This window comes from Microbacterium testaceum StLB037 (assembly GCF_008763945.1).
Taxonomy (GTDB): Bacteria; Actinomycetota; Actinomycetes; order Actinomycetales; family Microbacteriaceae; genus Microbacterium; species Microbacterium testaceum_G.
The window spans coordinates 542,599-566,655 of sequence record NZ_VTQH01000003.1 but is presented as its reverse complement, the minus strand read 5'-3'; the positions used below and the strand labels follow the sequence as shown (position 1 = coordinate 566,655).

Sequence of the window (24,057 nt, the reverse complement as noted above, 5' to 3'; positions counted from 1 at the left end):
ATCCTGTGTCTGTCATGCCAGACATTCCGCGCCCGCAGGTTCCCGCCGCCGATCAGACGCTGCGGATCCTCTCGCTGCTCGCGCGCCAACCCGGCCCGGTGGCCGCGCAGTCGATCGCCACGACCCTCGGCATCCCCCGCTCGAGCGTGTACCACCTGCTCGCGACGCTCGAGCAGCACGGCTACGTCGTGCACCTGCCCGGCGACCGGCGCTGGGGCCTGGGCACGGCGGCGTTCGAGCTCGGCGGCGGATACGCCCGGCAGCAGCCCCTCGCCCGGCTCGGCCGTCCCCTGCTGGCCGGGCTCTCCGACCGGGTCGGCGAGTCGGCGCACCTCGCCGTGCTGGCGGGTCGCGACGTGCTGTACATCGTCGAGGAGCGCGCCCCGCGGCGGCCGGCGCTCGTCACCGACGTGGGCGTGCGTCTGCCCGCGCACCTCACCGCGACGGGTCGGGCGATGCTCGCCGCACTCCCCCGCGAGCAGGTCAGGGCGCTGTTCCCGGATGCCACGGCCCTCACCCAGCGCCACGGCTCGGGCCCCGCGACCCCGCGCGAGCTGCGCGAGGTGCTGCGGCTCGTGCGGGCCGACGGCCACGCGAGCGAGAACGGCGAGGTCACGCCCGGATTCCGCTCCGTCGCCACCGCGGTGCTCGACCACGCCGGGTGGCCCGCCGCGGCCGTCGCGATCACGTGGCCGGCCGACGGCCCCCCGCGCGATACCGAGGCGCTGGCGTCAGCGGCATCCGGAACCGCCGCCGAGCTCGCCCGCCGCATCGGCCGTCACGCCTGACGCGCGCTCCGGGCCGCGCACGGCGCGCTCTCCCGGTTTGGGGCGCATTCCGTCGTTCGGGGCTTGCCATTCCCGCCCCAAACGCACAATGTCGCCCCAAACCGCCCGATTCAGCCGCCGCGGCGCGCTCACCCCGACGCCTCAGCGCACCACCAGCCGCGGCTCCACCAGCACGTGCGCCGCCCCGGCCGTCGGGGCGCGGGGGGCGACGACCGTGCCGTTCTCGCCCATGAGAAGGTCGAGGGCCCCGGATGCCACTTTCTCGGGCAACTGCTCGACGCTCGAGAGGCCGAGCGCCTCCACCGCGGGGGTGTTGTCGAAGCCGACGACCGCGATGTCGGGGCGGCCGGCCAGGGTCACGGCGAGGTGCGCGCCGATCGCGAGGGAGTCGCTCGCGCATACGATGCCCGTCACTCCCGGGTCGGCGGCGAGACCCGCGGCGACCACGTCGCGCGCGGCCGAGACGTTCTCTTCGACGACCCACCGGGGGCCCGAGGCCGCGCTCTCGCGCCAGCCACGCTCGCGTTCGTCACCGGTGCCCGAGCCGCCCGGCCAGCCGAGGAACGCGATCCGCGAAGAACCCTGCCCGAGCAGGTGCGCGGTCGCCGCGCGCGTGCCGGCGGCCCCGTCGACGTCGACCCAGAGGTGCGCGGGGGCTTCGACGTCGTCTTCGCCCCACGGCCGCCCGAACGAGACGAACGGCAGTCCGCGGTCGAGCAACCACCCCGTGCGCGGATCTCCGTGGAAGGTGCCGGTGACCACGACGGCATCCACCTCTCCCCCCTCGAGCAGGCCGCCGAGGCGGGCGATCTCCTCCTCCGGGGTGCGCGCGGCGTACAGCAGCACGCGCATGTCGCGCTCACCCGCGCGTTCGGTCAGGGCATGCACGAAGCGGTCGAGCACGACGCCCGAGATCCCGCCGGCGTACGGATCGAGATGGATGCCGATGGTCGAGCTCCGGCGCGTGCGCAGGCGCCGGGCGGCCGCGTGCGGGCGGTATCCGAGCTCGGCGATCGCTGCCTCGACGCGCAGGCGCGTGACCTCGCGCACGATGTCGGGAGTGTTCACCACGTTCGACACGGTCTGCCGCGAGACCCCGGCGACGCGGGCGACGTCGTCGACGGTGGGCGCCTTCGCCATGTCTCGTCTCCCCCGTGCCGTGGCCGGCGCCCGTCGGCATCCGGCGTCTGCGATGTTTCCGCCTCTCGCTCTGTCCGCTGAGACGAGAGTCGAGACCGTCAGCCTAGGCCGAGGGGCAACCGCTTGACATCTCGCGCCGCCGTTCCTTACCGTTGTCGGACCGTCATTTGAACGATCAAAAGAGACGGCCCTCCGAGCACCCGGAGGGGTCGCATGCCTCATCGAAGGAGAGAGACACATGACACGGCACATCGCCCGCAACTGGCTCGCCGCCGGCGCACTACTGGCGACCGGAGCCCTCACGCTCACCGCGTGCGGCTCCGGATTCAACGACACCCCGGGCGACTCCCAGGCCTCGGGCTCGGGCACGCTCAGCATCCTCATCGGCTCCTCGGGCGACGCCGAGACCAAGGCCGTCACCGACGCCGTCGCCGCGTGGAGCGAGCAGTCGGGCGTGCAGGCCGAGGTGCAGACGGCCAACGACCTCCCCCAGCAGCTCTCGCAGGGCTTCGCAGCAGGATCCCCGCCGGACCTCTTCTACCTCGCGCCCGAGGCCCTCGCCGGGTACGCCGCGAACGGCTCGATCGCCGCCTACGGCGACGACCTGGCGAACAAGAGCGACTTCTACCCGTCGCTCGTCGACAACTTCACCGTCGACGGAAAGTTCTACTGCGCGCCCAAGGACTTCTCGACCCTGGCCCTCATCATCAACACCGACCTCTGGTCGGCGGCAGGGCTGACGGATGCCGATGTCCCCACGACCTGGGACCAGTTGGCATCCGTCGCTCAGAAGCTCACCACGGACGGCCGCGTCGGCCTCGCGTTCGGCGCCGAGTACCAGCGCGTCGGCGCCTTCATGGCCGAGGCCGGCGGCGGACTCGTCACCGACGGCAGGGCCACGGCCGACAGCTCCGCCAACGTCGAAGCACTGGACTACGTCAAGACGCACCTGAACGACGGCACCTTCGCGTTCGCGTCGGACGTGGGCGCGGGCTGGGGCGGCGAGGCGTTCGGCACGCAGAAGGCCGCCATGGTCATCGAGGGCAACTGGATCACCGGCGCCATGTCGGCCGACTACCCCACCGTGAAATACACCGTCGCCGAGCTGCCCGCGGGCCCCGGCGGCAAGGGCACGCTGCAGTTCACCAACTGCTGGGGCATGGCCGCCGACAGCGGCAACCAGGAGCAGGCGCGCTCGCTCGTCGAGTTCCTGACCTCGACCGACCAGCAGCTGGCGTTCTCGAAGGCCTTCGGCCCGATGCCCTCGATCCAGTCGGCCGCCGACGCGTGGAGCTCCGCGAATCCCGACCTCACGGCGTTCCTCTCCGGTGCCGAGTACGCGCAGTTCCCGCCGAACATGGCCGGCGCCGCCGACGTCATCACCGACTTCAACGCGCAGCTGGAGTCGCTGAAGACCGGTGACCCGCAGGCGCTGCTCAAGACGGCGCAGTCCAACCTCGAGGCCATCACGAAGTAGCCATGAGCGCTCTCACCTCAGCGCCGCGTCGCGCCGGATCCTCCTCCCCGGGGATCCGGCGCGGCGAGGCCGCCGCCGGCTGGCTGTTCACCGCCCCCGTGCTGATCATCCTGGGCGTGTTCCTGCTCGTCCCCGTGCTCATGGCGCTGTGGGTGAGCTTCTCCGACTGGACCGGGCGCGGCAGCCCCTTCTCCTCCAACGTCGGCTTCGTCGGTCTCGACAACTACGCCGCCGTGACCACCGGTGGCGGTCTCGCCGAGCGCGACTTCGGCACGGCGCTGCGCAACAACGCCTGGTACGTGCTGCTGGTCGTCCCGCTGCAGACCGCCCTCTCGCTTTTCCTCGCGGTGCTCGTCAACCGCGCGGTGCTCCGCGGACGCGGCCTGTTCCGCACCGCCTTCTACTTCCCCTCGGTCACCAGCTCGGTGGCCATCACCGTGCTGTGGCTCTTCCTCTTCTCGGCATCCGGTGCGGTGAACGAGGTGCTGTCGTGGCTCGGCATCAACGGGCCGAACTGGTTCAGCGATCCCTCGGGCGTCGTGCACAATCTGCTCGGAGCCCTCGGCGTCACGAGCGGCCCCGCCTTCCTCACCGGCAACACGATGCTCGGCGTCTCGTGGTGGGATTGGCTCGCCGGCCCCTCGGTCGCGATGTCGGCGTTCATCCTCATGGCCGTTTTCACCACCTCGGGCACCTTCATGCTGCTGTTCATCGCGGGGCTGCAGAACATCGGCGCCGACGTGCAGGAGGCCGCGATGATGGACGGTGCGAACGGCTGGCAGCGCTTCTGGCGCGTGACCCTTCCGCAACTCAAGCCCGTACTGTTCACCGTGCTCACCCTGGGCCTCATCGGCACCTGGCAGGTGTTCGACCAGATCTACACCGGCACACAGGGCGGCCCCGGCAAGACCACGCTCACCCCGGCCTACCTCAGCTACTCCTCGGCGTTCCTGTCGCAGCAGTGGGGTCAGGGGGCGGCGATCGCGTTCGTGCTGTTCGTCATCATCGTGGCCCTGACGATCCTGCAGCGCTTCGTGCTGCGCGACCGCCCGGTCTCGCGGCGACGGCTGCGGCAGTACGAGGTGCCCGCGCAGAAGGGAGCGCAGCGATGACCGCCACCGCCTCTCCCCAGACCACCGTCCTCGCCGAGCAGCGTGTCGACGGACCCGTGAAGCCCGCGAAGCACCGCATGTCGGGCAAGGCCCTGCGCTGGCAGATCGGCCTGTACGTCCTGCTGATCGTGCTCGCGGTCATCTACATCTACCCGTTCCTCGTGCAGGTGGCGACGTCGTTCAAGACGGATGCCGCGGCGGCGGCCGATCCGATCTCGCTCGCGCCGCAGCCGTTCACGTGGGCGGCCTACGAGCGACTGTTCCTGAACTCCGACTTCCCCGTGTGGTTCGGCAACTCGGTCGTGGTGACCGTGTTCGTCACCGCGGGACGCGTGTTCTTCAACTCCCTCGCCGGCTACGCGCTCGCCCGCCTGCAGTTCCGCGGGCGCGGGATCGTGTTCGCCGCCCTCATCGCGGTGATGGCGGTGCCGACTGTGGTGCTGCTGATCCCGAAGTTCCTCGTCATCAACCAACTGGGCATCTACGACTCGTACGCGGGCATGATCCTGCCGTTGCTGGTCGATGCCGCGGGCGTGTTCATCATGAAGAACTTCTTCGAGTCGATCCCGCCCTCGGTCGAGGAGCAGGCGCGCATCGACGGCGCCGGCACGTTCCGCATCTTCTGGTCGGTCGTGCTGCCGATGGCCCGGCCCGCGCTCATCACGATCGTGATCCTGTCGTTCCAGGGATCGTGGAACGAGTTGAGCCATTTCGTCATCTCGACCCAGTCGCCCGAGCTCACCACCCTGACCAAGGGCGTGGCGTCCCTGGCCAGCGGTCAGCTCAGCCAGGGCAGCCAATTCCCCCTCAAACTCGCGGCTGCGGCCATCATGACGATCCCGGTCGCCGTGGTGTTCTTCATCTTCCAGCGCCGCATCATGAACGCCAGCGAAGGAGCCGTCAAAGAATGACCACCGCCCCCACCACCTCGCCTGCCGGGACGACGGTCGACGCCCCTCCCCTGCAACCGCTGCTCAGCGATGCGCTGATCGTGCTGCGGGCCCCCACCCAGGTGTGGTCCGACGGTACGGGAGACATGGGCGCGGCCGCGGTGCACGGCGTCTACCACGGCGACGTGCGACACGTTCGTGCGCTCACCGCGAGCTGCGACGGTTCGCCGATCGAGTGGATCTCGACCGCCCCCGACGGCGCCTCGCGCGTGGTCTTCGCCGGGCTCCTGCGCAGCCTGGACGACACCACCCCCGACCCCAAGGTGCGCCTGCTGCGCGACCGCCGCGTCGACGACGGCGTGGTGAGCGAGTCGTGGACCGTGCACTCGCGCGTCGAGCATCCCATCCGCACCACGCTGCGGCTGACGCTCGCCCCCGAGTTCGCCCAGCTGCACGAAGTGAAGTCGGGTCATGCGACCGCGCGCGACGTCGAGGTCTTCGTCGAGGCAGAGAAGATCCGGGCGGATGCCGGCGCGCAGGGCCTCGAGCTCGTCGCTCCGGGCGCCCGCGTGGCGTCGGCCGACCATGGTCTCGAGGCCGAGTGGGATGTGGAGGTCGCGCCCTTCGGCTCCGCCGAGATCGGCTGGACGCTGACGCTGCGCGACGACACACTCGTCGTGGGCTCGGCCGCAGCCCCTGCGCGGTGGAACGCCGCGGCCGTCGCCGCCGATGCCCCCGACCCGCGCCTGTCGCGGTGGCTGCGCACCGCGCTCGACGACCTCGACGCCCTGCGGCTCGTGCTCCCCGAGAACCCCGACGACGAGTTCTTCGCCGCGGGCGCGCCGTGGTTCTTCACGCTCTTCGGCCGCGACTCGATCTGGGCCGCGCGCCTCGCCCTTCCGCTCGACCGTGAGATCGCGGCATCCACTCTGCGTGTTCTCGCCCGCCTGCAGGGCGCCGACGACGACGCGCAGACCGCGCAGGAGCCCGGCAAGATCCTGCACGAGCTGCGGGCCTCGGCGCTCGAGATCCCCGGCGAGGGCATCGTACTGCCGCCGAAGTACTACGGCAGCGTCGACTCGACCCCGCTGTGGATCTGCCTGCTCGCCGACGCCTGGCGCGCCGGCATGCCCGACTTCGAGGTGCGGGCGCTGCTCCCGACCCTCCGCGGCGCCCTCGGCTGGATCCGCGACAGCGGCGACAGCGACGGCGACGGCTTCCTCGACTACATCGACCGCCTGGGCACGGGCCTGTCGAACCAGGGGTGGAAGGACTCGGGCGACTCCATCCAGTGGCGCGACGGCCACCTCGCCGAGGGGCCCATCGCCCTGTGCGAGGTGCAGGCGTACGCCTACGAGGCCGCCCTCGCCGGAGCCGACCTGCTCGAGAAGTTCGGCGAGGGGAGGGATGCCGACGACGTCGCGTTCTGGCGCGCCTGGGCCGCCGACCTCAAGGAGCGCTTCGCCGCGACCTACTGGGTCGAGACGCCCGAGGGCCGCTACCCCGCCGTCGCCCTCGACCGCGACAAGCGTCCCGTCGACACGCTGACGAGCAACATCGGGCACCTGCTCGGCACCGGCATCCTGTCGGCCGACGAAGAGGCGCACGTCGCCCAGCTGTTGCTCGGCGAGAGCATGTCGAGCGGATACGGCATCCGGACCATGTCGACCGGCGCCGCCGGATACTGGCCGCTGTCGTACCACGGGGGCAGCGTCTGGGTGCACGACACCGCGATCGCCACGCACGGCATGCTGCGCGCGGGCCTGCACGACGAGGCGCGGTCGGTGGTCGACGGACTGCTCGATGCCGCCGAGGGCTTCCAGTACCGCGTGCCCGAGCTGCACGCGGGCGACCCGCGCACCCACTCGTCGGTGCCGACGCCCTACCCCGCCGCCTGCCGTCCGCAGGCGTGGTCGGCCGCCGCCGCGGTGGTCTGCCTCACCGCTCTCACACCCGCCCCCGGGGTGTGAGCCCGCCGGGCGGCGCCGACCCGAACCGCCGCCGCCCGGCCCTTCCCTCTTCCATCCCCCTCGTGGGTTGCACAAAATGGCCCCGGGGCGCCGGAAGTGGCCCCGGGGCCACGACCAGACGCCGCGCCGCCCCGAGCCCCAGCGCCGCCGCACCCCCGCTCAGGCCACCCGCGCCACCGTGCCGCCGGTCAACCGCACCAGCTCGTCGAACGTCAGCGGGAACACCGTGTGCGGGGTGCCGCCCGCGGCCCAGATCTCGGGGAACGCCGCGAGGTCTTCATCGACCACCGTCGTCAGGGGTGCCGGGTGGCCGGTCGGGGCCACTCCCCCGATGGGCTGCCCCGTCGCCGCGAGCACCTGCTCGGGAGTCGCCCGACGGATGCCGCCGCGCCCGAGCCGCTCGGCCAGCGCCGCCGTGTCCACGCGGTGCGCGCCGCTGGTCATGACGAGCAGCGGTTCGTCGTCGCTCCAGAACACGAGGCTGTTGGCGATCGCGCCGACGTCGACCCCCAGGGCGGCGGCGGCGAGAACCGCGGTGGACGCGGCATCCGGAAGCACGATGATCCGACCCGCGATCCCCGCGGCTTCCAGGGACGCGGCGACGAGGCGACTGCGGGTGGGGAGGGCGTCGGTCATGCCCGCCAGCCTAGAGCGCACCCCGCCCGCGGCCGGGGCGCGAGCGCACACGATCCGCGCGAGATCACGCGTTCGAGCGCGGCCCGAGCCTGTGCGCTCGAGCGGATCGTGTGATCTCGGCCGGCCCGCCGCGCCGCCGCTACCGCCCGGCCCGACGACGGGACAGAATGGATCCCGGATGCCGCAACGCCGCGGCCTCCGAGAAGTGCTGCCCACAAGGCGGCCGACGACAAGGAACGCGATGACCAACGCCCTGCCCCTGCCCGATTTCACGCACGAGCGCGTGGAGGTGATCACGGGGCGACGCAGCGGTCTGTTCGTCGCCGTGGCCCTGCACTCCTCCGTCCTCGGCCCCGCCCTCGGCGGCGCGCGCCTGTGGACCTACCCCTCCTGGACCGATGCCCTCGGCGACGCCCTCCGCCTCTCGGCGGCGATGACGCTGAAGAACGCCGCCGCCGGCCTCGACGCGGGAGGCGGGAAGTCGGTGATCGGCCTCCCCGAGGGCACCGTGCTCGACGCCGACCGCCGCCGCGCGGCCTTCCTCGACCTCGGCGACGCCGTCGAGAGCCTCGGCGGCCTGTACCGCACCGCCGAAGACGTGGGCTCGACGACCGAGGACATGCTCGTCGTCAGCGAGCGCACCGCCCACGTGGTGGGTCTGCCCGACACCGTCGGCGGCTCCGGCGAGCCCGCGGGCCCCACGAGCCTCGGTGTCTACGCCTCCCTCGTCGCCACCCTCGAGCGCGCGGTCGGCACCGGCGACGTCGCCGGTCGTCGCATCACGATCGCGGGCCTCGGGCAGGTCGGCAGCCGACTGGCCGAACGGCTCGCCGCCGAGCAGGCGGTGCTCACCGTGACCGACGTGAATCCCGCCAAGCGCGCCCTCGCGGCCGAGCTCGGCGCCGCCTGGGTCGAGCCCAGCGAGGCGCACCTGATCCCGGCCGACGTCTTCGTGCCCGCGGGGATCGGCGGTGTGCTCACCGACGACGTGATCGACTCCCTCGACGCCCGCGCCGTCTGCGGCCCCGCCAACAACCCGCTGGCCGACCGATCCGGCGCCGACCGCCTCGCGAGCCGCGGCATCCTCTACGCCCCCGACTTCGTCGTCAACGCGGGCGGGGTGATCTACCTCGATCTGGTGGCCAAGGAGCGCGGCAGTCTCGACGACATCATGGGTCGGGTCGCCGACATCGGCGACACCGTGCGCCGCGTCTTCGATGAGGCCGCGAGCCGAGGGGTGACGCCGCTGGCCGCCGCAGAGGGCCTGGCCGCCGAGCGCCTCGCCGCGGGCGCCGGTCGCAGCGCCCTCGTCTGATCGCTGGGGAGATGAAAAAGAACCGGATGCCGCCTTCTCGGGGCATCCGGTTCTTTCATGTCGATAATGCTCAATGCGCGGCGTCGTACGCCGCGAGAATGGTGCCGGAGATGCGGCCCCGGTCATTGATCGCGAATCCGTTGTTCTGCGCCCAGGAGCGCACGTCGACGAGATCCCGGGTGGGAATGGCGCGACCGCGCGGAGTGCGTCGGGGAATACCCGACGGCGAGCCGATCGAACGCCCCGCCGCGATATAGGGCTGAAATGCCTCACGCAGCTTGTCGGCATTACGGGGTGACAGGTCGATTTCATACGACCGACCTTCGAGAGAGAAGGTCAGGGTCGTTCCGTCGTCAATGATCGATCCGTCGAGATCGTCGATCGTCTGCGTGATGTGCTTTTTCGCCATACCGCGACAGTAGGGTGACCCACCCGCGCATTCTGCGACTCGCTTTCGGATTTCACCCGTCGGCTAGCCCGCTTTCACCGGGTCCACTCCCGGCGACCAGAGCCGCGATTCTGCGCGGTTCCGCGTCGGTGCAGAGGGAACGCCCCACACAACAGCAACCCCTCGACCGCGGCTTTTGCGCGCGGTCGAGGGGAAAGCCGAGGGAGTTCAGGAATTCGCTTCGGCGTACGCGTCGAGAATCGTGGCGGGAACACGGCCGCGGTCGCTCACGGTGTGTCCGTTGGCGCGCGCCCATTCCCGAACGGCGCCCAGATCGACATCGCTCGAGCGTCGAGCTCCGCGCGGCCGACGCGACGCCGCACCGCCCCCGCGCGACACCGAACGAGCGGCATCCACGAAAGGCGCGATCGCCGAATAGAACTTGTCGGCATTGCGATCGGAGAGGTCGATCTCGTAAGCGCGACCTTCGACGGAGAAGGTGATCTGCTTTCCCTGCCCGTCTTCGAGAACGGAGCCGTCGAGATCGTCGACGAGGTGCGTGATGTGCTTCATGGCCATAATACGGAAAACCTTACACCTGCATTCGATGAATTTCCCGCATAACTTTCTTCTGCTATTAGCGCGTTGTCCAGCCCGACCCCGGGATAGGCAGGGGGGCCACGGGGGGACTATCCTCCGTGGGTGGTGTTCGCTCCCGGAACATCACTCGAGACAGAGGAAGCGTCGCGTGAGCCTTTTCCGTACCAAGTCGGTGGAACAATCCATCGCCGACACCGATGAGCCGGAGTTCCGTCTCAAGAAGTCCCTCAGCGCCGTCGATCTGACCGTCTTCGGTGTCGGCGTCGTGATCGGCGCGGGCATCTTCACCCTGACCGGTCGCGCCGCCCACGACGTCGCGGGTCCCGCCGTCGTGATCAGCTTCATCATCGCCGCCATCGCGTGCGGGCTCGCGGCCATGTGCTACGCGGAATTCGCCTCGACCGTCCCCGTCTCGGGCTCCGCGTACACCTTCTCTTATGCCTCGCTCGGCGAGCTGTTCGCGTGGATCATCGGGTGGGACCTCATTCTCGAGATGTTCCTCGGCGCCAGCGTCGTGGCCCAGGGGTGGAGCGCGTACCTCGGCACCTTCCTGCAGCAGCTCGGCGTCACCCTCCCCGCAGAGATCTCGTACGGCGGCGTCGTCGACCTCCCCGCGATCCTCCTCGTCCTAGTGCTCGGCGGTCTGATGACCCTCGGCATCAAGGAGTCGCTGCGGGTGAACCTCGTGCTCGTGGCGGTGAAGCTCTTCATCGTGCTGTTCGTGATCATCGCGGGCATCATGTTCATCAACCCGGCCAACTACAGCCCCTTCGTCCCCGAGTCGGTGCCCACCGAGTCGGCGTCGGGCCTCACCCAGCCGCTCCTGCAGTTCCTCTCGGGCCTGCAACCGGCGACCTTCGGCGTCGGCGGGATCCTGGCCGGTGCGGCGCTGGTGTTCTTCGCCTACATCGGCTTCGACGTCGTGGCGACGACGGCGGAAGAGACCAAGCGCCCGCAGCGCGACCTGCCCATCGGCATCATCGCCTCGCTCGTCATCTGCACGATCCTCTACTGCGCCGTCGCCATCGTCGTCACCGGGATGGTGCCCTACTCGGAGCTCAACCCCTCGGCGGCCCTCGCGAACGCCTTCGCCTTCCACGGCCAGACGTGGATGGCCACGGTCATCGCCGCCGGCGCCGTGGCCGGTCTCACCACCGTGGTGCTGACGCTCATGATCGGTGCGACGCGTATCATCTTCGCGATGTCGCGCGACCGCCTGCTTCCCGGCGCCCTCGCGAAGGTGCACCCGCGCTTCCGCACGCCCTGGGTCATCTCGATCATGGTGACCCTCATCGTCGCCGTCGTCGCGGGCCTCACCCCGATCGGCGTGCTCGAAGAGATGGTGAACATCGGAACGCTGTCCGCCTTCGTGCTCGTCTCGATCGGCGTGATCGTGCTCCGTCGCAAGCGCCCCGACCTCAAGCGCGGCTTCCGCGTGCCCCTGAGCCCGGTGCTGCCGGTCCTCTCGGCGCTCATCTGCACCTACCTCATGCTCAACCTCTCGGTCGAGACGTGGCTGCGGTTCCTCATCTGGCTCGCCCTCGGCTTCGCGATCTACTTCGCGTACTCGCGCAGCCACGCGCGACTCGAAACGGGAGCCCCGCTCGACCCGACGAAGCCCCGCGTGGTCTCCCCACCCAAGGAGTAACCCGAGCAGACACCGGATGCCACGCCCCCGTCGTTCTCAGAACGCTCGGGGTCGTGGCATCCGTCGTCCGTCCCAGGGGCCGACGCGCCGTCCATGCGGGTGAAATCGCGCGCGGTTCGATCCGGCCCATACATCGGCGATACCTCCCTCCCCCTAAGGTGAGGACGTTCGACGACGGTTCTGTCCCGGGGGGTTTTCATGGGGATCGCACGTACGTGGGTCTTTCCGATTCTGCGTCTTCTTCTGGTCGCCCTGGTGGCGGCGGCGCTGATCAAACTGGCGTTCTTCCCGGATCGGCCGGCCGACGCCGCCCCCGCGCAACCCACCGGGGCGATCGTCGAGCCGCGCACGGTCGCGGCCCTGGGCACGATCACGAACGACGTCGTCATCAAGGCGACGGTCACGGCCGACCCGGCGGTGACGATGAAGTCGACCGCCGCGGGAACCGTGAACAAGATCTTCATCGCCGAGGGGGCGAGCGTCGCCGAGGGCGACATCGTCTTCAACGTCAAGGTGCCGATCGAAAGGGATCCCGCCGACAGCGTGGATGCCGAGGGCAAGGCCAAGCCGGCCGTCTTCCGGTACGTCGACGTCACCGCTCCCGCCGCGGGCACCCTGAGCTCGCTCGCCGTGATCGCGGGGCAGGACGTCACGATCGGCGCGGCCGCCGGAACGGTCGCCCCGCCGACGTTCTCCGTGAGCGGCACCCTCGAGCCGTCTCAGCAGTATCGTCTTCTGAACCGTCCCACCGAGGCCTCGGTCACCATCACGGGCGGACCCGCGGCGTTCACCTGCGGCGATCTCCGCATCACGACGCCCCTCGCGGGAAGCACCGGCAGTGAGTCAGCGGCATCCGGTGGCACCTCGACGGGCGGCACGGGTTCGGCGGGCTCCGGCACGACCGCGACCTGCACGGTTCCCGGCGATGTCACCGTATTCTCGGGTCTCGCGGCCGAGATGACCCTCGCGGGCGGTCGAGCGGAGGGCGTGCTCCTGGTTCCGACCACCTCCGTGCGGGGTGCCGCGCAGAGCGGGACGGTCTGGGTGTCGAGCCCCGACGGCACCACCGCCGAGCGCGCCGTCGCCCTCGGCCTCACCGACGGCACACAGGTGCAGATCACCGAGGGTCTCGCCGAGGGAGAAGAGATCCTCGAGTTCGCGCCCGGGGCCATGGCACCGGTCGACGACGGGTGCACCGTCTATCCCGACGGCTCGATGTACTGCCAATCGGTCGCCGCCTCGTGAGCCTGCTCGCCCTTCGCGACGTCACCCGGACGGTGATCCCCCAGGATCAGCCCGCGCTGACGATCCTCAACGGCGTGGACCTCGTGATCGAGCCCGGCGACCACGTCTCGATCGTCGGTCGGTCGGGTTCGGGCAAGTCGACGCTGCTGAACATGCTCGGCCTCCTCGATACGCCCACGAGCGGCGAAATCACCTTCGACGACCGCCCGGTGAAGCAGTACTCCGCGGCGCAGCGCGACCGCCTGCGCGGGGCGGCGATCGGTTTCGTCTTCCAGCAGTTCAACCTGCTGCCCGGTCGCACCGCGCTCGAGAACGTCACGATGCCCCTGCTGTACTCCACCGGCCGCACGTTCTGGCGTCGGAAGAAGATGGCCGCCGACATGCTCGCCCTCGTCGGACTCGAGCACCGGTTGAACAGCATGCCCGACCGCCTCTCCGGCGGCGAGCAGCAGCGCGTGGCGATCGCCCGCTCCCTGGTCCGCGGCCCGCGTCTGATCCTCGCCGACGAGCCCACCGGCGCGCTCGACCTCGACACCGGCCAGAGCGTCATGGAGCTCATCGACGAGGTCGCCGAGCGCACGGGCGCCGCCCAGGTGATCATCACGCACGACCCGACGATCGCCCGCCGCGCGCGCCGGCACTTCCGTCTCGATCGCGGGGTGCTGACGGCCGTCGACGATCCGACGCTCGAACCGCTCACGCGCCGCGACCGCCGCGAGGCGGCTGCGCCGGACGAGCAACCGGCTGACGCGCTGGTCGCGCTGGGGCTCGCCGACACCGAACGGGGTGACGCCTGATGCGCGCGCTCACGGCGCTCGTCGGCGCACTGCTCGAGGCCTGGCAAGAGGTCCGCGTCCATCGCACCCGCGTGCTGCTCTCGCTCGTGGGCGTCGCGGTGGCGGTGTGCTCGCTGACCACGGTGGTCGCCCTCGGCGCCATCGTGCAGCAGGCGAACCAGGAACTCAGCGAGCGCTCGTCGGGGCGCCCCGCGACGCTGCTCGTCTCGGCCTTCCGCACCGACGGGGTCGCCCTCGACGCGAAGAAGATGGATGCCGCCTGGGCCGAGGTCATCGACCGGTACGACGTGTCGTACGCCACGCGCGTGCAGAACGTGTCGCAGCGGGTGCCGTTCCCCGACGGAGCGGTCGAGGTCGTCACACAGGCGGTGGATCAGCCGTACGGCGAGATGCACCGGGTGCAGATGGCCGAGGGCGAGTGGTTCACGCCCCTCGACGCCCAGCAGCTCGCTCCGCAGCTCATCGTGAACAGCGTCTTCTGGGACCGGATGGGCAACCCGCCTCTCTCCAGCCACCCGGTGGTGGCGCTGGCCGGGCAGGGCGTGCCGAACGCGGCATCCGGAATCCCGGCGGGCGGCACGACGGCCGTCGTGGTCGGGGTGGTTCGCGCGGCGGCGTGGGAGACCCAGCCGACGATGATCATGCTCGCCGATCACCTCGCCGCGATGCAGGAAGCCGCCACCGGCGAGCGCGGCGCGGGAGCCGCGGCCACCGATCCCTACGGTCAGGGTGCTCCCCAGAGCCAGTACGAGATGTGGGTGCCGCCCGAGATCTCCGAGCAGCTGACGACGGTCATCAAGCGCGATCTGGCTGGAGCCCTCGGTGAGAACGTCTCGGTCGACGCCTCGCGCAACGACTGGGCGACCTACGGCGACGACCCGTTCCTGGTGACCAAGCTCGTCGTGATCGGCATCGCGGTGCTCGTTCTGCTCCTGGGGGCCCTGGGTCTGGTGAACATCGCGCTGGTCACCGTGAAGCAGCGCGTGCGCGAGATCGGCATCCGTCGCAGCTTCGGTGCCACCGCCGGCCGCGTGTTCTTCGCCGTGATGATGGAGAGCGTCGTCGCCACCGTCGTGGCGGGAGCGGTGGGGGTGATCGTGTCGATCCTCGTCGTGCAGTCCCCGGCGATGCGCGACCTCATCGGACAGGGCATGGTGAGCGACTTCCCGCCCTTCCCCGTCGACGCCGCGATCACCGGGCTCGTCGCCGCGACCGTGGTCGGCGCGATCGCGGGGCTTCTCCCCGCCCTCGTCGCCGTGCGGGTGAAGGTCATCGACGCCATTCGATACTGAGAACGCAGAGTTGCGCGGCGGGGCTGGGAATGCCCCGCCGCGCGCCGATAGGTTCGAGGCGTGACCGACATTCCCCGTGACGTCCCGCCGCCGTCCGCCCTGCCCGAGGCGGTCGCACCGCCCACCTCGAGCGACTCGCTCCCGGCGATGCAGCTGGCGGGCCTGGCGAAGCACTTCGGCCAGAAGGTCGCGGTCGAAGGCCTCGACCTCGTCGTCCCCTCCGGCTCCTTCTACGGCCTCGTCGGGCCGAACGGCGCGGGGAAGACGACGACGCTGTCGATGGCGACCGGACTCCTGAGACCGGATGCCGGCACCGCGCGCATCCACGGAGTGGACGTCTGGACGCAACCGGTCGAGGCGAAGAGACTCATCGGCAACCTCGCCGACGGCGTGCGCCTCTTCGATCGGCTAACCGGCGAACAGCTCGTGACGTACACGGGCATGATGTTCGGGCTCTCCCGCGACGAGGTGAGCGCGCGCGCCGCTGATCTGCTGCGCATCATGGACCTCACCGACGCGGCCGGCACCCCCGTCGTGGATTACTCCGCGGGCATGACCAAGAAGGTCGCGCTCGCGTGCGCTCTCGTGCACGCCCCGCGCCTTCTCGTGCTCGACGAGCCCTTCGAGTCCGTCGACCCGGTGTCGGCGGCCAACATCGAGGACATCCTGCGCGGCTACACCGCCACGGGCGGCACGGTGATCGTCTCGAGCCACTCGATGGACCTCGTGCAGCGCATGTGCGACCACGTCGCCGTCATCGCGCAGGGCCGCCTGCTGGCATCCGGGACGGTGGACGAGGTGCGCGGCGCGCAGACGCTGCAGGACCGCTTCGTCGAGCTGGTCGGCGGGCGCCACCACGCGGAGGGGCCGCAGTGGTTGCGACAGTCCTGAAGATCCGGTTCCGCGTGCTGGGGAACACCCTGTCGCGGAGCCCCCTGCAGTTGGTCGGCTTCATCTTCGGGGTCATCGGTGCGCTGTGGATGCTGCTGCTCGTCGGCGTCGGACTCTTCTTCGTCGGCACGCACGACCTCGCCCTCGCGCGGTCCGTCGTCACGGTCGCCGGCGCGGTCCTGACCCTCGGGTGGGTGGTGGGTCCGATCTTCGCCGCGGGCCTCGACACCACCCTCGATCCCGCGAAGCTCGCGCCGTTCCCGATGACGACCCGCCAGATGATGGTCGCGATCACCGCCGGCGGCCTCACAGGGGTTCCGGGGATCGCCACGGCGATCGGTTCACTGGCCGTGTTCCTGGTCTGGGTTCGCTACCCGGTCGCCGCCGTCGCCGCGGTGGTGTGCGTGCCGCTCGGCGTGGTGACCTGCGTGGTGGCCTCGCGCGCGGTGGCCGCCCTCGCGGCGGGGATCGGCGGGGGTCGCCGCACCCGCGAGATCATCGGACTGGTCGGTTTCGCCCTCCTCATCTTCGCAAGCCCGATCTTCATCGGCATCGCCGACGGCCTCGTCGCGGCGAGCGAGCGGGGCGTGCAGCTGCAGGCGATCGTCTCGGCGTTGTCGTGGACGCCGATCGCGGCCGCCTGGGCCGTGCCCGGAGACGTCGCCGCGGGAGCGTGGATCACCGGAATCCTCAAGCTCGCGATCGCCGTCGCCACCCTCACGGTGCTGTGGCTGCTCTGGCGGCGGAGCCTGTCGGCATCCGTCGTCGCTCCCCCCGCGCGCACGGCCTCGCGCCGTCGCTCCGGGTCTCTCGGGTGGTTCGGCGTCATGCCCTCGAACCCGGTCGGCGCCACGTGGGCGCGCTCGCTCACGTCGTGGACGCGTGACTTCCGGTACCTGCGGCAGCTGCTGCTGATCCCGTTCGCCCCCATCCTGGTGCTGGTCTACTCGTTCGGCGACCTCCACGGACCGTTCTTCGCGGCGTCCGGTCTGCTGGTCGGGTTCTTCGCGGGAATCCTGGCGTACACCGACGTCTCGTACGACGGCACCGCCTTCGCGACCGTGATGCAGACCGGGATCCGCGGGCGCGACGATCGCCTGGGCCGCATGCTCGGCGCGGCGACCGTGAGCATCCCCCTCGTGCTGCTCGCCGACGTCGTGACGCTGGCGATCGCCGGCAGATGGGAGCTGCTCCCCGCGATCATCGGCGGCTCGCTGGGGCTCACGCTGGTCGGGCTCGGCGTGAGTGCCGTCAGCTCGGCGCTGCTCGTCGTGCCCACTCCCGCGCCCGGCGATTCCCCCTTCAAGCGCGTGCCCGGCTCGACGTTCACGATGTTCTTGGCGTTCTTCCTCTGCTGGGCTCTCGTCGCCGTGCTCGCCCTGCCCGCCGTGATCCCCGCCGCGATGGCCGTCTTCTTCGACGTGACGGGCGCCGGATGGGTCTCGCTCGCGATCGGACTGGTCTGGGGCGCGATCGTCTTCGCGGGCGGCGTGCTCATCGGCGGTGCGCGCTTCGACGCGAGCGCGCCGAGGCTGCTCGCCCAGTTGCGGACGTTCAAGGGCGCCTGACACGACCCGAACACAGCGCTGACGCAACGGCCACGAGCGCGAGGGAGAGTGCCCTCATGAGAACCTCTTCGCTCCTCACCCCGCTCGCCGTCGCCGCTCTCACCGTGGGTGCGGTGGTCGCCGCTCCCCTGGCCGCGTCCGCGGCGACACCCGCACCGTCGGCCTCGGCGCACGCACCCGCCAGTCTCAGCGACGTCCAGGCGCGAGCCACTGCGGCCGCGGGAAAGCAGATCGACGCCCTCACCGCGCAGATCACCCGCCTCACCGCGAACACCGGCCTGACCGACGATGACCGCACGAAGGCGCTGGCGATCCTGAACGACGACCTCGACGGCATCCACGCTTTGCAATCCGACATCGCCGCGGCGACGACGGTGAAGAAGGTGCGCACCGAGGTGCGGACCGCCGCGACGACGTATGCCGTGCGCAAGCTCGCTCTGCCCGAGACCCGATGGGCTGCTCGCGTCGACGATGTGACCGCACGGGCACTCCCGCGGCTGCAAGCCGAACAGCAGAAGCTGAGCGCCGCTCTCGCTGCCCACCCCGACAAGAGCACGAGTGCCCTCACCGACGCCCTCTCCGACCTGTCGACCCAGATCTCGACCGCCCAGACCGACGCGAACGGCCTGTCGGCGAGCGCCCTGGCCCTCTCTCCCGCCACCGTCGCCGGCGATGCCGGCTCTCTCTCGCACGTCCGCGACCAGGTGAAGGCCCTCGACACCGCCGTGCACACCGCGAACCAGGATGCCAAGACCGTCCGCACCGGCGTGAAGTGAGGTGAACGCGCTCACAGCCCGTTCTTGCGAGCCGGACCTACCGTGTGCCCATGACGGATGGTGCCCGTGACCGTTGAACGTGGGCTCGTCGTGGTCGTCGAGGACGAACACGCGATCGCCGACGTGGCCCGCCTCTACCTCGCGGAGGCGGGCTTCGGCGTGCACCTGGCACGCGACGGTGACTCCGGCCTCGCCGATATCCGCCGCCTGCGCCCGGTCGCTGCGGTCGTCGACATCGGCCTGCCGGGTATCGATGGCATCGAGCTGGTGAGCCGTCTGCGGAGGGAGAACGACTGGACGCCCGTGATCTTCTCCACCGCGCGCGACGCGGAGGTGGATCGCCTTCTCGGCCTCGAGCTCGGCGCCGACGATTACCTCGCCAAACCGGCTTCTCCGCGCGAACTCGTGGCCCGGGTCAAGGCTCTCGTGCGTCGTTCGCAGGTGAGCGCTGCGACCGAGGTCCTGCGCGTCGGAGAGTGGGAGGTGGATGCCGCGCGCCGCACAGTCCGCGTCGAGGGGCGCCCCGTCGAGCTCACGGCGACGGAGTTCGACCTCCTCGTGCAGCTCATGCGGCGCCCCGGCCAGGTGTTCTCGCGATCCCAACTGCTGGCTGAGGTGTGGGGCATCGCCGACTACTCGGGCACGCGGACCGTCGACACCCACATCGCGCAGGTGCGGGCGAAGATGGGCTCCCCCGATCGCATCCGCACGATCCGCAGCGTCGGGTACGCGGTGCAGGCGTGAGCAGGTCGCTGCAGCGGACGGTCACCTGGGCGACCGTGATGGTGGCGGCCGTCGCGGTCGGGGTGACGGCTCTCGCTGCTCTCCCCCTCTTGCGCGCCGTCGACGAGGCTTCGGCCCGGGCTGCCCTCGTCACTCAGGTCGACCGCCTCGCCGCGGCGACCCCCGCCGAGCGGGAAGCCGCGCTCTCGGACTCGTCCTCCCTGAGCGACCCCGACGCGTTGATCGCCGTCATCGACGCCGACGGCACGGTGACAGGACCCGCCGCCGATGTGGTCGGCTCGCGCATCGCTCACGACCTCGCCACATCTGCGGCGGTGTCGACGACCGCACGGCACGACCGTGCCACCTTCGCGGTCGAGGCACGCCCCCTCGCCGGTGGTGGGGGTGTCGTGGCCGCTCAAGACCTCAGCCGCGTCCGCGCGCTGGGCGCCGACGTCTTCGCCCGGATCGCCCTCGCGCTCGGCATCGGCTTCGTCGCCGCTCTCGCCGTCGCGATCCTCGTGAGCCGCAGACTGACCCGCCCTCTCGCGGGTCTCGCGGGCGCGGCGCGGCGCATCGCCGCGGGAGACCGCTCCGTCGACCTCGCGCCCAGCGCGATCGACGAGGTGCGCGACGTCGAAGCCGCCTTAGGCTCCATCCGTTCGGCCCTCGCCCACTCGGAGGGGCGTCAGCGAGACTTCCTGCTCTCCGTCTCGCACGAGCTGCGCACTCCCCTCGCCGCCATCCGCGGGTACTCCTCGGCGCTGCGCGACGGCTTGGTGCCGCCGGACAACCTCGGTCAGATCGGAGAGACTCTGGATGCCGAGGCCGCCCGCCTCGCGACCTTCACCGACGACCTGCTGGCCCTGGCCCGCCTCGAAGCCGACGATTTCCCGATCCGACTCGCCCCGACGCCCGTCGCACCGCTCATTCAGCAGACCGTGTCCGCCTGGGGCGGTGCCGCGGCCACTGCGGGCGTGGATCTGATCGCCGAGGTGGTCGTGGCATCCGGAAGCTTCGTCCTCACCGACCCCCTGCGCCTGCGCCAGGTCCTCGACGGGCTGATCGAGAACGCTCTGCGCGTCAGCGCCGCCTCGACCGCGATCACCGTGCGGGCGGCGGCGGGGCCCGACGGGGCACCGCTGTTCGAGGTGGCCGACACCGGTCCCGGGATCTCGGACGACGATGCGGCGCACGCCTTCGAACGCGGAGTGCTCCGCGACCGCTATCAAGACGTGCGCCGGGTGGGCTCTGGCCTCGGTCTGTCGATCGCGGCGCGCCTGGTCGAACGCCTCGGTGGGCGGATCTCAGCTCACCGCCGCGCGGGAGGAGGGACGGTGTTCCGCATCGAGCTCGAGGCGACCCCCGTCCCCGACTGACTCACTGGTCGTAGGGATAGTCGAAGATGAACCCCGGAACCGCCGCGGGATCCAGCACGAGCACCTGGCCGGGCTGGATGGCCGTGCTACCCGGCATGCCGTTGAGCGTGGTGATCGAGAGACCGTTGTAGATGCAGAACCGGTCACCGATCGCGGCGGGAGCGTCGCCCGGGGCGACGGTGTAGGTGGCGATGCGCCCGTCATCGGTGGAAGCGGGGGTTCCCGCCGCGAACTCGCGAACGCCCGTGTCGACGAGCGTCCCGAAAAGGCTCGCGGTGGGGGCCTGTCCGTCCTGACTGCCCATGTGTATGTAGGCGGGTGCCGTGCAGTCGCCGAACCCTTCCCCGGGGATCCACGTGCCGTTGCCGACGTCGATGTAGCCCGCGGGGAGCCCGTTCGGATCGGCGGGAGCGACGGATGCCGAGGGAGTCGCCGCCACGTCGTCGGTCCCCGCGAGCGAGGACGTGAGACCGCCCGCCACCGAAGCCACGGCCCCGAGGGGCGCGAAGGCCGGCACGGTCATTGCGGCCAGCCCCACGACCACCGCGCCGCACACGACGCCGGCGATGATCTTGGCGGACGGCTTCATGGTGTCGAGCATGGCAGGTGGCGGCGTGGGGCGCTATCGCTTCGGGGCACGGTTCGTTCAGCGTGGGCACGGACGGCGTTGAACCCGCCACGGTTTCGCAGAAGACTCTCGACGTGATGGGAAATGGAGCGGCGGGGAATTCTGGTCTGACGCTCGAAGAGGTGTCGGGCCACCGTGTCGGCGGCTTCTCGATAGCCGACTGCCCCGACGAGGGTCTGACGTCTAGGGTGAGGGCCACCACCCGCGTCGGAAGGATGCCTCATGGCCACCTCGCTCGTCGTCTACATCTCGTTCGCCGGAGCCGCCCGCGAGGCGATGACCTTCTACGAATCGGTCTTCGGCGGTGAACTCGCCATCCACACGTTCGCCGACTTCGGCATGGCCGACGCTCCCGCGGACGGCGTGATGCACTCCGAACTGCGCGCGGACGGCTTCACCGTGATGGGCGCCGACGCCTTCGGCGAGCCCGAAGGCGGCTGGGGCGCGAACCGCGTGCACGCGGCCTTCATGAGCGACGAGCTCGATCGCGTGCGCGGCTTCTACGATCGCTTCGTCGAGCGCGGCTCCGGGGTCGTGCAGCCGCTCGAAAAGCAGGTGTGGGGCGACCTCTATGGCGAGGTGACCGACCCCTGGGGTGTGGCGTGGATGTTCAACATCGCCGCCCCCGGCGGATGGGCGGAGAGCAACTGACGCGATTACCACGCGAGCCACGCGTCCGTCCTCGAAGACCGATGTTCCCCCGCGACGACGTTCACCTCTTCGGGCACTCGAGGGTGATCGACTTCGACGCATCGCGTTCGGAGAAATGAAGAAGGCCCCCGCGTCGCGGGAGCCTTCTTCGTGGTGTTCTGGTGGACCTGAGGGGATTCGAACCCCTGACCTCCTCGATGCGAACGAGGCGCGCTACCAACTGCGCCACAGGCCCGGAAACCTCGTAAACACTATCACGTCATTCGTGCCCACCTCGACGCGAGCGGGCCGCGTCGGGCACGCGCCACACGGCGTATGCCGCTGACAGCATCGATCAAGGAAAGCTTCGACGGGCGAGTCCATCGGGCGCGGTCGAAGCCGGCGTCACTCCCCCGACGCGCGACGCCCTAGGAGCCGCTGTACGTGGCTTTCGATCTCGGAGTCATCCACGTACCCCATCGCGGCATACGGCGACACAGCGGGTGCGACAGCGGCCGGACGCGCGATCTCGATGGGGGTGGGCGCCTGTTCGGCGGCGAGCTCTCGCGCGGCCTCCTCCCGGGCGGCCGCACGCAGGGCCTCACGGGCGATCTGCTCGTCGACCACAGCGGCGGCGCGCGACCCGGCCGAGGCCACGAGCGGGCGCGGCAGCTCGCGGGGCGTCCACGTGGGGCGCGGCTCGGGCACGAGGGCGACGTCTTGCACCTCGGCGACGGCCGTGCGCTTCACCGCGGTCGCGACAGCAGTCGGCGACGCCGTGCGCGCCGCGACGACGGAGATACGACGCAGAACGAGGAGGGAAGCCAGAACCACGGCCACTCCGGCGAGGAGCAGCACGGGTGCTCCCCCGGCGATGACCGGTCCGAGGCCGACCACGACGGAAGCCAGGCCGGCCAACGCCACCGTGGTGACGCCGAGACGGAAGCGGCGACGGGCACGGGCACGACGCGCCTCGGGGCGGGCGACCGCGGCGGCGCGCTCGGCGTGCGCGCGCTCGACGGCGGCGGCCCGCTCGGCGCGGGTCTTCTCGAGGGCCGCAGCGCGCTCGGCGCGGGCGACCTCGACGGCGGCGGCGCGCTCAGCCCGAGCGAGGTCGACCGCGGCGGCACGCTGTTCTTTCACCACGTCACGGTCACGGGCGCTCTCGAGACGAGCGACCTCGAGCCGGGCCTTCGCCGCGGCCAGTTCGGTCTGCGCCTTCTCGGCCTGGATCTGACGCGCGAGCTTCTGCTGCTGGTGGGCGGTGCGAGCCGTCAGTTCGAGCCGCACCTCGCGAGGCGTCTCAGCCGTCTCGGCCAGCACCCGGAGTGCCTGGTTGAGGCGGACGGCGTTGCGCTCGGCCGAGGTGAACCGGTGACGGCTCTGCCACGACGGCAGCAGGTACACGAGCCAGAGCGCGACCGCGACGAAGACGATCACGCCGCCGCTGAGAACCTGCCCACCCATGCCATAAAGGTAGGTCACCGAGAGATCACACCTCGGCATCCCCCGGCGTGTCGCAACGAGACTTTCAGATCCGATCGGACGGCGGCACCCGCGCCGCGTCGGGCGGCACCTGACCGCGCACCCACCGGTCGAGAACCCCGTGCGGCACGTCCTCCCGCACGAGGGCGAACGAGTAGTGGTCGCGCCAGTCGCCGTCGATGTGGATGTACTTACGCCGCAACCCCTCGTACCGGAAGCCCAGCTTCTCGACGACACGCAGGCTCGCGTGATTCTCGGGGCGGATACAGATTTCGATGCGGTGCATGTTGAGCTCGCGCAGGCACAGGTCGGTCGCCATCGCCACACCGATGGTGGTGATGTTGCGCCCGGCGTACTCCTCGGCCACCCAATAGCCGATGGTCGCCGAGGCCAGAGATCCGCGCGAGACCCCCCACACGTTCAGCTGGCCCGCCACCTCGTCGTCCCAGAGCATGACGAGGGGCAGGCCGGAGCCGTCACGGAACTGCTGCAGCAGGCGACGGATGCCCAACCGCATGTCGAAGGAGACCGGCCCGTCGGGGCTGGTGGCCTCCCACCGCTTCAGCCACGCACGGTTGTCGATCAGCTGCTGCTGGAGGACTCGCGCATCGCGGTTGCGGATGAGACGTACCGACACGTCGCCGTGCCGCCGGGGGACGGACAGATCCATGACACCCTG

The 24,057-nt window shown here is 70.7% G+C and carries 23 protein-coding genes and 1 tRNA gene; 16 read left to right on the top strand and 8 right to left on the bottom strand.

What is annotated here, in order from left to right; translation table 11 throughout:
* Window positions 1–14 precede the first annotated feature (14 nt).
* Complete coding sequence (locus F9B98_RS15075; RefSeq protein WP_150958873.1) at window positions 15–788, top strand: IclR family transcriptional regulator; 774 nt, start codon at window positions 15–17, stop codon at window positions 786–788.
* A gap of 141 nt (window positions 789–929) precedes the next feature.
* On the opposite strand, the gene F9B98_RS15070 is transcribed toward F9B98_RS15075, so the two are convergent.
* A complete protein-coding gene (locus tag F9B98_RS15070; RefSeq protein ID WP_150958871.1) occupies window positions 930–1,928 on the bottom strand; it encodes a LacI family DNA-binding transcriptional regulator in 999 nt (332 codons plus the stop codon).
* A 238-nt stretch (window positions 1,929–2,166) separates the two neighbouring features.
* On the opposite strand from F9B98_RS15070, the gene F9B98_RS15065 reads away from it, so the two are divergent.
* From F9B98_RS15065 to F9B98_RS15050, 4 genes are all read left to right on the top strand, one after another.
* A complete protein-coding gene (locus tag F9B98_RS15065; protein WP_150958869.1) occupies window positions 2,167–3,405 on the top strand; it encodes an extracellular solute-binding protein in 1,239 nt (412 codons plus the stop codon).
* Between the two features lie 2 nt (window positions 3,406–3,407).
* The gene (locus tag F9B98_RS15060; RefSeq protein ID WP_150958867.1) at window positions 3,408–4,517 is read left to right on the top strand and encodes a carbohydrate ABC transporter permease; all 1,110 of its coding nucleotides are present in this window, start codon (window positions 3,408–3,410) and stop codon (window positions 4,515–4,517) included.
* 77 nt (window positions 4,518–4,594) lie between these two features.
* The gene (locus tag F9B98_RS15055; protein WP_412177053.1) at window positions 4,595–5,428 is read left to right on the top strand and encodes a carbohydrate ABC transporter permease; all 834 of its coding nucleotides are present in this window, start codon (window positions 4,595–4,597) and stop codon (window positions 5,426–5,428) included.
* Window positions 5,425–7,377 carry a glycogen debranching N-terminal domain-containing protein gene (locus F9B98_RS15050; protein WP_150958863.1) on the top strand — a complete coding sequence of 651 codons (1,953 nt, stop codon included), beginning with the start codon at window positions 5,425–5,427 and terminating at the stop codon, window positions 7,375–7,377. Before F9B98_RS15055 ends, F9B98_RS15050 begins: the two co-directional genes overlap by 4 nt.
* A 159-nt stretch (window positions 7,378–7,536) precedes the next feature.
* Here the strand turns inward: F9B98_RS15050 and F9B98_RS15045 are convergent, their stop codons facing one another.
* Window positions 7,537–8,013 carry a YbaK/EbsC family protein gene (locus F9B98_RS15045; protein ID WP_150958861.1) on the bottom strand — a complete coding sequence of 159 codons (477 nt, stop codon included), beginning with the start codon at window positions 8,011–8,013 and terminating at the stop codon, window positions 7,537–7,539.
* A 241-nt stretch (window positions 8,014–8,254) separates the two neighbouring features.
* Between F9B98_RS15045 and F9B98_RS15040 the strand changes: the two genes are divergently transcribed.
* A complete protein-coding gene (locus F9B98_RS15040; protein WP_150958859.1) occupies window positions 8,255–9,328 on the top strand; it encodes a Glu/Leu/Phe/Val dehydrogenase family protein in 1,074 nt (357 codons plus the stop codon).
* A 70-nt stretch (window positions 9,329–9,398) separates the two neighbouring features.
* On the opposite strand, the gene F9B98_RS15035 is transcribed toward F9B98_RS15040, so the two are convergent.
* Together F9B98_RS15035 and F9B98_RS15030 are read right to left on the bottom strand one after the other, a co-directional pair.
* Window positions 9,399–9,737, bottom strand: a complete 339-nt coding sequence (locus tag F9B98_RS15035) for a histone-like nucleoid-structuring protein Lsr2 (protein WP_150958857.1) — start codon at window positions 9,735–9,737, stop codon at window positions 9,399–9,401.
* Between the two features lie 207 nt (window positions 9,738–9,944).
* Window positions 9,945–10,289, bottom strand: coding sequence for a histone-like nucleoid-structuring protein Lsr2 (locus F9B98_RS15030; RefSeq protein WP_412177047.1), 345 nt, complete (start codon window positions 10,287–10,289; stop codon window positions 9,945–9,947).
* Between the two features lie 175 nt (window positions 10,290–10,464).
* Here F9B98_RS15030 and F9B98_RS15025 point away from each other — a divergent pair, with 175 nt between their 5' ends.
* From F9B98_RS15025 to F9B98_RS14985, 9 genes are all read left to right on the top strand, one after another.
* Complete coding sequence (locus tag F9B98_RS15025) at window positions 10,465–11,964, top strand: amino acid permease (RefSeq protein ID WP_150958853.1); 1,500 nt, start codon at window positions 10,465–10,467, stop codon at window positions 11,962–11,964.
* Between the two features lie 198 nt (window positions 11,965–12,162).
* Complete coding sequence (locus F9B98_RS15020; RefSeq protein ID WP_150958851.1) at window positions 12,163–13,209, top strand: hypothetical protein; 1,047 nt, start codon at window positions 12,163–12,165, stop codon at window positions 13,207–13,209.
* Window positions 13,206–14,006 carry an ABC transporter ATP-binding protein gene (locus tag F9B98_RS15015; protein ID WP_150958849.1) on the top strand — a complete coding sequence of 267 codons (801 nt, stop codon included), beginning with the start codon at window positions 13,206–13,208 and terminating at the stop codon, window positions 14,004–14,006. Before F9B98_RS15020 ends, F9B98_RS15015 begins: the two co-directional genes overlap by 4 nt.
* Complete coding sequence (locus F9B98_RS15010; RefSeq protein ID WP_150958847.1) at window positions 14,006–15,298, top strand: ABC transporter permease; 1,293 nt, start codon at window positions 14,006–14,008, stop codon at window positions 15,296–15,298. Before F9B98_RS15015 ends, F9B98_RS15010 begins: the two co-directional genes overlap by 1 nt.
* Window positions 15,299–15,445: 147 nt before the next feature.
* Window positions 15,446–16,189 (top strand): ABC transporter ATP-binding protein, encoded by a 744-nt coding sequence (locus F9B98_RS15005; RefSeq protein ID WP_150959124.1) that lies wholly within the window; start codon window positions 15,446–15,448, stop codon window positions 16,187–16,189.
* Entirely contained in the window at window positions 16,171–17,757 is a 1,587-nt protein-coding gene (locus tag F9B98_RS15000) for a hypothetical protein (RefSeq protein WP_150958845.1), read from the top strand. The genes F9B98_RS15005 and F9B98_RS15000 overlap by 19 nt, the downstream gene beginning before the upstream one ends.
* Before the next feature lie 56 nt (window positions 17,758–17,813).
* Complete coding sequence (locus F9B98_RS14995) at window positions 17,814–18,533, top strand: hypothetical protein (RefSeq protein WP_150958843.1); 720 nt, start codon at window positions 17,814–17,816, stop codon at window positions 18,531–18,533.
* A 66-nt stretch (window positions 18,534–18,599) separates the two neighbouring features.
* Window positions 18,600–19,277: a response regulator transcription factor gene (locus F9B98_RS14990; protein ID WP_225310372.1), complete on the top strand. Its 678-nt coding sequence runs from the start codon at window positions 18,600–18,602 to the stop codon at window positions 19,275–19,277.
* On the top strand, window positions 19,274–20,635 hold the full coding sequence (locus tag F9B98_RS14985; RefSeq protein WP_150958838.1) for a sensor histidine kinase: 1,362 nt from the start codon (window positions 19,274–19,276) through the stop codon (window positions 20,633–20,635). Before F9B98_RS14990 ends, F9B98_RS14985 begins: the two co-directional genes overlap by 4 nt.
* Before the next feature lies 1 nt (window position 20,636).
* On the opposite strand, the gene F9B98_RS14980 is transcribed toward F9B98_RS14985, so the two are convergent.
* Window positions 20,637–21,236: a LysM peptidoglycan-binding domain-containing protein gene (locus F9B98_RS14980; protein ID WP_150958836.1), complete on the bottom strand. Its 600-nt coding sequence runs from the start codon at window positions 21,234–21,236 to the stop codon at window positions 20,637–20,639.
* A 249-nt stretch (window positions 21,237–21,485) separates the two neighbouring features.
* Here F9B98_RS14980 and F9B98_RS14975 point away from each other — a divergent pair, with 249 nt between their 5' ends.
* Window positions 21,486–21,914, top strand: coding sequence for a VOC family protein (locus tag F9B98_RS14975; protein ID WP_150958834.1), 429 nt, complete (start codon window positions 21,486–21,488; stop codon window positions 21,912–21,914).
* Between the two features lie 159 nt (window positions 21,915–22,073).
* Here the strand turns inward: F9B98_RS14975 and F9B98_RS14970 are convergent.
* From F9B98_RS14970 to F9B98_RS14960, 3 genes are all read right to left on the bottom strand, one after another.
* A tRNA-Ala gene (locus F9B98_RS14970) sits at window positions 22,074–22,149 on the bottom strand.
* Between the two features lie 149 nt (window positions 22,150–22,298).
* Window positions 22,299–23,378: a large exoprotein gene (locus tag F9B98_RS14965; RefSeq protein WP_225310371.1), complete on the bottom strand. Its 1,080-nt coding sequence runs from the start codon at window positions 23,376–23,378 to the stop codon at window positions 22,299–22,301.
* A 46-nt stretch (window positions 23,379–23,424) separates the two neighbouring features.
* Entirely contained in the window at window positions 23,425–24,048 is a 624-nt protein-coding gene (locus F9B98_RS14960; protein ID WP_150958832.1) for a GNAT family N-acetyltransferase, read from the bottom strand.
* Window positions 24,049–24,057 lie beyond the last annotated feature (9 nt).